Raw genomic sequence first — 4,441 nt, forward strand, 5'->3', positions numbered from 1 at the left:
GTGGGAGGCGGGCAAGGGGGCGGTGTGGCGCCTGTCGTTTGGGCAGGACGGCGCGGCGCGCTGGCGACGGCTGGCGGGCGGCCTGTCGATGCCGCACACGGTCAAGCGCGGGCCGGACGGGCGCATCTATGTGTCTGAGATGAACCGCATTCTGACGCTGGACCCCGATGCGGCCGATGCGCAGGCCAGCGTCCGCACCGTCATCGGCGACCTGCCGGACAACCGGCTGCACGACAACCGCCACCCGCTGTCGAGCTTCGTCTTCGACGGAAACGGCGACCTGCTGGTCAATGTCGGGGCGCCCAGCGACCGCTGCCTCGACGCGGCGGGCAAGCCGAAGGTCGATGCGCGCGGCGCCTGTGTCGAGGATGCGGCGACGGCGCAGGTGCGACGCCACGCCTATCTGGGAAACGGCCGCTGGGCCGAGGACAGCACCGTCTTCGCCAGCGGGCTGAGGAACTCCATCGCTTTGGTGCGCCATGCGTCGGGAACGGTGCTTCAGGCCGAGAACTCGGTCGATCTGGACACGCCGAACCATCCGTATGACGAGGTGAACGTCCTGACCCAGGGGCGTCATTACGGCTGGCCCTATTGCGTCGATCTGGCCACGCCCCTGCCGGGGTGGCCTGCGCGTCAGGCGCGCTGCAATGAGCGCGAACGGCCGATCGCTTTGCTGCCGCCGCACGCCGCGCCGCTGGACCTGATCTACTACGAGGGGGCGATGTTCCCCGAACTGCAGGGGCGGCTGCTGATGACCTGGCACGGCTTCCGCCGCGCGGCCGGGCGCATCGTGGCGGTGGAGACGGACGGGCAGGGGCGGCCCCTGACCGACATCGGCGGGCGCTACGCCGTCTATCCGCGCGGGGCGCTGTCCTATCCGGCCGGGGCGCCCAGCGTGAACGGCAAGGTGTTGACGCCCGGCTGGGACAAGATCGCCGGACGCCATCCGCGCGGCTCGCCGGTGACGATGGCGACGGCGCCGGACGGCTCCATCTGGGTCACGGATGACAGAAGCCGGGCGATCCTGAGAATCGCCCGGCCCCGGTAGGCTTGGGTTGTAGGCTTGGGTTGTAGGCTTGGGTTGTCGGGGGCGGTTTAGCCCTCGCGGCCGTCCCGCTTGGCCAGGACGCGCAGGCGCAGGGCGTTCAACTTGATGAAGCCCTCGGCGTCCTTGTGGTCATAGGCCTGGACGCCTTCCTCGAAGGTCACCAGATCCTGATCGTACAGGCTGTTGGGGCTTTCGCGGCCGATGATGGTGACGTTGCCCTTGTAGAGCTTGACGCGGACGGTCCCCGACACCTTCTTCTGGCTGTGGTCGATGGCGGCCTGCAGCATCTCGCGCTCGGGGCTGAACCAGAAGCCGTTGTAGATGAGCGAGGCGTATTTCGGCATCAGCTCGTCCTTCAGGTGCATGGCGCCGCGATCGAGGGTGATCGACTCCATGCCGCGGTGGGCGGCCAGCAGGATGGTGCCGCCCGGGGTCTCATAGACGCCGCGCGACTTCATGCCGATGAAGCGGTTCTCGACCAGATCCAGACGGCCGATCCCGTTGTCGTGGCCCAGTTGGTTCAGCTTGGTCAGCAGGGCGGCGGGCGACAGGGCCTCGCCGTCGATGGCGACCGGATCGCCCTTTTCATAGGCGATGGTGATGACGGTCGGGGCGTCGGGCGCGGCTTCCGGCGAGATGGTGCGCTGGTGCACGAACTCGGGGGCCTCGACGGCGGGGTCTTCCAGCACCTTGCCCTCGGACGAGGAGTGCAGAAGGTTGGCGTCGACCGAGAAGGGGGCCTCGCCGCGCTTGTCCTTGGAGATCGGGATCTGGTGCTTCTCGGCGAAGTCCAGCAGGGCCTCGCGGGACTTGAAGTCCCACTCGCGCCACGGGGCGATGACGCGGATGTCGGGCTCCAGGGCGTAGTAGCCCAACTCAAAGCGGACCTGGTCGTTGCCCTTGCCGGTGGCGCCGTGACAGACGGCGTCGGCGCCGACCATGCGCGCGATTTCGATCTGGCGCTTGGAGATCAGCGGGCGGGCGATCGAGGTGCCCAGCAGGTACTGCCCCTCATAGACGGTGTTGGCGCGGAACATCGGGAAGACGAAGTCGCGCACGAACTCTTCGCGCAGGTCGTCAATGAAGATGTTCTCGGGCTTGATGCCCAGCTTCAGCGCCTTCTCCTTGGCGGGGGCGAGCTCCTCGCCCTGGCCCAGGTCGGCGGTGAAAGTCACGACCTCGGCGCCGTATTCCTCCTGAAGCCACTTCAGGATGATCGACGTGTCCAGCCCGCCCGAATAGGCGAGGACGACTTTCTTGGGGGCGGGCTTGCTCATCGGTCGGTGAATCCTTTCAGGAGACGCAAGGGTCAGGGGACGCTTGGGGGAGGCGTTCGGCGCGCTTAAAGGACCAGACGCGCCGCGATGCAAGGGCGGGATTGGAGCGCAGGCGCCCCAATGCGTCGAAGGCGCCGCGAACTGATCCGCGACGCCCCCGTTTCAGGCTGGATTTTCAGCCGCTTAGAGGCGTCAGGCCGCCAGGGCCTTGAGGGCGTCGACCAGGTCGGTCTTTTCCCAGGAGAAGCCGCCGTCGGCGTCCGGCGTGCGGCCGAAATGGCCATAGGCGGCAGTGCGGCGATAGACGGGTTTGTTCAGGCCCAGGTGCTCGCGGATGGCGCGCGGCGAGGCGCCGCCGATCAGACGGGGCAGTTCGGCTTCCAGCACCGCCTCGTCGATCTTGCCCGTGCCGTGCAGGTCGACATGGACCGACAGGGGCTTGGACACGCCGATGGCGTAGCTGATCTGGATGGTGCAGCGGTCGGCCAGACCCGCCGCGACGACGTTCTTGGCCAGGTAGCGGCAGGCGTAGGCGGCCGAGCGGTCGACCTTGGTCGGGTCCTTGCCCGAGAAGGCGCCGCCGCCATGCGGGGCCGCGCCGCCGTAGGTGTCGACGATGATCTTGCGCCCGGTCAGCCCGGCGTCGCCGTCCGGCCCGCCGATGACGAAGGTGCCGGTCGGGTTGATGTGCCATTCGGTCTCGGCGGTGATGAAGCCTTCCGGCAGCACCTGCTCGACATAGGGCTTCACGATGGCCGTGACCTGTTCCTGGCTCAGATTGGCCTTGTGCTGCGTCGAGACGACGATGGAGGTCGCGCGCACCGGGCGGCCGTTTTCGTAGTGCAGCGTCACTTGGCTCTTGGCGTCGGGCTCCAGGCCCGGCTCGGTTCCGGCGTGGCGGGCGTCGGCCAGGGCCTTCAGGATGTTGTGGCTGTATTGCAGGGTGGCCGGCATCAGCTCGGGCGTCTCGTTCGAGGCGTAGCCGAACATGATGCCCTGATCGCCTGCGCCTTCATCCTTGTCCTCGCCGGCGTCGACGCCCTGGGCGATGTGGGCCGACTGCGGGTGCAGGTTGTTCTCGAAGCGGAAGGTCTTCCAGTGGAAGCCGTCCTGCTCATAGCCGATGTCGCGCACCACGCCGCGCACCGCAGCTTCGATTTCCTGCTGAACGCCGGGCGCCCAATTGCCTTCGACGTCCATGATGCCCTTGCCGCGGATCTCGCCGGCCAGCACCACCAGATTGGTCGTCGTCAGGGTTTCACAGGCCACCCGCGCTTCGGGATCCTTGGACAGGAACAGGTCGACGATGGCGTCCGAAATCTGATCGGCGACCTTGTCGGGATGGCCTTCCGAGACGCTCTCGGAGGTGAAGAGGAACGACGAACGGGCCAAGGCAGGCTCCTGCGTGACGATAAGGCCGCCAGACATATAAAGATATGCTTATACGTGCAAGGCGGCTTCTGTCGTGGGGGCGACCTCTCAGGTTGAATATCCTGGATGCGACTTCTCCAAAGCGTCGTACTTTCAAGCACCTGCCTGTCATCAATCTTCGGCAAGGGGACGGCGACTGAAGGTCGAGAGCGCGCCCATGGACGTCTTCTATTGTCTGATCCACACGCCCGAGGCGATCACGCCGGAGCTGTGCGTTTTGCCCGGCGCGACCGAAGTCGAGGCCGTGCGCGGCTTGACCGAAGTCGCGCGCGACTGGCCGCGGCTGGACCGCATCGACCTCTATCGCGGTAATCACGAGGTCCGCAGCTTCGCTCCGTCCGACTTCGCTCTGACCCGACCGCTCCGCGCCCTGGCCGCCTGACGCGCGGCAGTCCGCGAGCGCCCGTCTGGACGTGGATGCGATTTTGAAAGGCGAAGGGAGAAGTGGTGCCGCTTAGGTGACTCGAACACCTGACCCCCTCATTACGAATTCGTTTGAAGCCCGACGGTCAAATCCAGCGCTGGTATGGCTTTGGATGCTATTTCGCACCCTGGAAGGCGGGGCCACCCAAACACTTCCCATTTTGGCCTGATCGCGTGGTTCACTCGTTTCCTAGTTAGCGCGCGCTAACTGTGGATCGGCGTGGAAAAGGGACCCCGTTAGCGGTGTGATCGGCGTCGAATA

At 66.4% G+C, this 4,441-nt stretch carries 4 protein-coding genes; 2 read left to right on the forward strand and 2 right to left on the reverse strand.

The window, feature by feature from the left end:
- The coding region (locus RT567_RS13940; RefSeq protein WP_313576881.1) for a PQQ-dependent sugar dehydrogenase at nucleotides 1-1,048 on the forward strand (1,048 nt) is incomplete at its 5' end.
- A gap of 47 nt (nucleotides 1,049-1,095) precedes the next feature.
- On the opposite strand, the gene RT567_RS13945 is transcribed toward RT567_RS13940, so the two are convergent.
- Nucleotides 1,096-2,325: an argininosuccinate synthase gene (locus RT567_RS13945; RefSeq protein ID WP_313576882.1), complete on the reverse strand. Its 1,230-nt coding sequence runs from the start codon at nucleotides 2,323-2,325 to the stop codon at nucleotides 1,096-1,098.
- Nucleotides 2,326-2,517: 192 nt separating this feature from the next.
- Nucleotides 2,518-3,717, reverse strand: coding sequence for a methionine adenosyltransferase (gene metK / locus RT567_RS13950; protein WP_313576883.1), 1,200 nt, complete (start codon nucleotides 3,715-3,717; stop codon nucleotides 2,518-2,520).
- A 196-nt stretch (nucleotides 3,718-3,913) separates the two neighbouring features.
- Here metK and RT567_RS13955 point away from each other — a divergent pair, with 196 nt between their 5' ends.
- The gene (locus RT567_RS13955) at nucleotides 3,914-4,138 is read left to right on the forward strand and encodes an oxidoreductase (protein ID WP_313576884.1); all 225 of its coding nucleotides are present in this window, start codon (nucleotides 3,914-3,916) and stop codon (nucleotides 4,136-4,138) included.
- Nucleotides 4,139-4,441 lie beyond the last annotated feature (303 nt).

The organism is Brevundimonas sp. (assembly GCF_032107865.1).
In the GTDB taxonomy this organism is placed as follows: Bacteria; Pseudomonadota; Alphaproteobacteria; order Caulobacterales; family Caulobacteraceae; genus Brevundimonas.